This is a genomic window from Nitriliruptor sp. (assembly GCF_040882075.1).
In the GTDB taxonomy this organism is placed as follows: Bacteria; Actinomycetota; Nitriliruptoria; order Nitriliruptorales; family Nitriliruptoraceae; genus Nitriliruptor.
The window spans coordinates 1-3,233 of sequence record NZ_JBBEBZ010000123.1 but is presented as its reverse complement, the minus strand read 5'-3'; the positions used below and the strand labels follow the sequence as shown (position 1 = coordinate 3,233).

2 protein-coding genes are annotated in these 3,233 nt (G+C 71.5%); both read left to right on the top strand.

What is annotated here, in order from left to right; all coding sequences use genetic code 11:
• On the top strand, window positions 1–2,398 hold a 2,398-nt coding region (locus WEB03_RS07390; RefSeq protein WP_368070305.1), incomplete at its 5' end, for a molybdopterin dinucleotide binding domain-containing protein.
• Between the two features lie 23 nt (window positions 2,399–2,421).
• The coding region (locus WEB03_RS07385; RefSeq protein ID WP_368070306.1) for a 4Fe-4S dicluster domain-containing protein at window positions 2,422–3,233 on the top strand (812 nt) is incomplete at its 3' end.

Genomic DNA, 3,233 nt, shown 5'->3' with positions numbered 1-3,233 from the left:
CTACTTCAGCGGGTGGGACCCGGAGTCCGGCTACGACGACGCGACCTGGCAGTACGCCGGCGATGGGCCGAACGTGCACGCCGCCGCCGGGGTCCGTCACAACGCCGTCCCCGGGGACGACCCCACCACCGGCGGCCCGGTGGACGCCGCTGACGACCGCACCGAAGCGGTCCGGCGCGACGATTTCGAGCACGCCGAGCAGGGTGGTCAGGCGTTCGAGGGCGGATCGATCGAGAACGTCGGCAACATCGAACGCGACGAGACCCTCCAGCACCCACGCTGCGTCTACCAGCTGCTCAAGCGGCACTACACCCGCTACACCCCAGCGGCGGTCGCCGACGTCTGCGGGATCCCCGAGGAGAGGTTCCTCGCCGTCGCCGAGGCGGTGTGCACCAACTCCATGCGGGACCGGACCACCGCGTTCGTGTACTCGGTCGGCTGGACCCAGCACACCGTCGGCGTGCAGTACATCCGCGCCGCGTCCATCCTCCAACTGCTGCTCGGCAACGTCGGACGACCCGGTGGAGGGATCCTGGCGCTGCGCGGCCACGCCAGCATCCAGGGGTCGACCGACATCCCGACCCTCTACGACATCCTGCCCGGCTACCTGCCGATGCCGAAGGCCGGCGACCACGACACCCTCGACGATTACGAGCGGGGGATCACCGCCGCGAAGGGCTACTGGGCCAACGGCCGCACCTACCTCGTGAGCCTGCTGAGGGCCTGGTACGGCAACCACGCGTTCGAGCGCGAGGACCTCGGTTTCGGCTACCTGCCGCGGATCACCGGCGACCACTCGGTCTACCCGACCACGGTCGACATGTTCACCGGGAAGGTGAAGGGCTACATGCTCTTCGGCCAGAACCCCGCCGTCGGATCGGCGAACTCCCGGCTGCACCGGCTGGCCTACGCCAGCCTCGACTGGCTCGTGGTCCGCGACCTCGCGATGATCGAGAGTGCGACGTTCTGGAAGGACGGTCCGGAGGTCGAGACCGGCGAGTTGGTCCCGGCCGACATCGACACCGAGGTGTTCTTCCTCCCGGCCGCCGCGCACGTGGAGAAGGACGGGACGTTCACCAACACCCAACGGCTGCTCCAGTGGCACGAGGCGGCGATCGGACCGAAGGGCGACGCCCGCAGCGACCTCTGGTTCGCGTACCACCTGGGCCTGCGGATCCGGGACAAGCTGCTGGCCCGCTCCGACGGGACACCGGCCGAGCGTGATCTGCCGCTCCACCACCTGACCTGGGACTACCCGACCGAGGGCCCCAACGAGGAGCCGTCCGCGGACGCGATCCTGCGCGAGATCAACGGCTCCGACGCCGACGGTCAGCCGCTGTCGTCGTTCAACGACCTCGCCGCCGACGGTTCGACCGCGTGCGGGTGCTGGATCTACGCGGGCGCGTACGCCGACGGGGTCAACCAGACCGCCCGGCGGACGGCGTGGACCGAGATGGGACCGGCGGCGAGGGAGTGGGGCTGGGCGTGGCCGAACGACCGGCGGATGCTCTACAACCGCGCGTCGGCCGATCCCTCCGGTGCGCCGTGGTCCGAACGCAAGCGCTACGTGTGGTGGGACGAGGAGCAGGAGCGCTGGACCGGCCTGGACACCCCCGACTTCGACCCGACGATGCGCCCGGACCACCGGCCGCCGGCCGACGCGACCGGCGTGGACGCGCTGTCCGGTGACGACCCGTTCCTGATGCAGGCCGACGGCAAGGGGTGGTTGTGGGCGCCGGCGGGGCTGCTCGACGGCCCGCTGCCGATGCACTACGAGCCGTTCGAGTCGCCGGTCGACAACGCGCTGCACCCGGTGCGTTCCAACCCGCTCGCCGAGGACCTGCCACACGAGCACAACCCGCACAACCCGGTCGGCGACCACCCGGGGGCGGCCGCCTACCCGTACGTGTCGACCAGCTACCGGATCGCCGAGCACCACACCGCCGGCGGGATGAGCCGGTTCGGGACCCGGTTGGCCGAGCTCGCCCGTGAGATGTTCGTCGAGGTGCACCCCGACCTCGCCGCTGAACGCCGACTGAGCCACGGGGGTTGGGCCACGATCATCAGCTCGCGCTCCGCCATCGAGGCCCGCGTGATGGTCACCGAACGCATGGCACCGCTGCACGTCGGCGGCCGGGCGATCCACCAGGTGGGGCTGCCCTACCACTGGGGCCCGAACGGGACCGCCCCCGGTGACGCGGCGAACGACCTCTACGCCATCACGATGGACCCGAACGTGCACATCCAGGAGGTCAAGGGCGCCACCTGCGACATCGTGCCCGGGCGCCGCCCCCGAGACGCGGGCCTCCGACATCTCGTCGAACGGCACGCCGCCGACCCGGACGGCGTGCGGCGCGAGCGTCGAGCCAACGCGGCGCGCGGAGGAGGACGACCGTGACCCACTCGAGCCACGCGAGCGACCTGCTCACCCACAGCGGTGGGCCGGTCCCCGGCAGCGCCGGGACCCGGTTCGGGTTCTTCACCGACACCTCGGTGTGCATCGGGTGCAAGGCGTGCGAGGTCGCGTGCAAGGAGTGGAACCAGGTCCCTGCGCGTGAGGAGTCCGGGTTCACGGGGCACTCGATGGACAACACCGGCGCCCTCGGCGCGGACTCGTGGCGCCACGTCGCGTTCGTCGAGCAGCCTGCGGGGCACGTGCCCGCGCTGGCCGGTGCCGCTCCGGGCGCACCTGATCGATCGCGCCCCGAGCACGAAGCGACCGGGCGGGTCGGCCTCGAGTGGTTCGGGGACGACCCCGGGCTACCCGCCGGCGCGCACGGCAGCGTCGAGCAGCGCGAGGTACCGCGGTTCGGCGGGGCCCAGGAGGCCGCGCCGGCGATCACCGACTTCCGGTGGCTGATGTCCTCGGACGTGTGCAAGCACTGCACCCACGCGGCCTGCCTCGAGGTGTGCCCGACCGGGGCGATCTTCTACACCGAGTTCTCGACCGTGGTCGTCCAGGACGACGTCTGCAACGGCTGCGGCTACTGCGTGACCGCCTGCCCCTACGGGGTGATCGAACGCCGCTCTCCCGGCCAGCCTGGTGGGGGTGGCGCGTTCAAGTGCACCCTCTGTTACGACCGGATGCGCGGTGCGCAGCAGCCCGCCTGCGCCCAGGCGTGTCCCACCGACTCGATCCAGTTCGGCCCGCTCGACGAGCTGCGGGAGCGTGCTGCCGCGCGGGCGGACGACCTCATCGCGGCGGGTGTGCCCGGGGTGCAGCTGTACGGCGC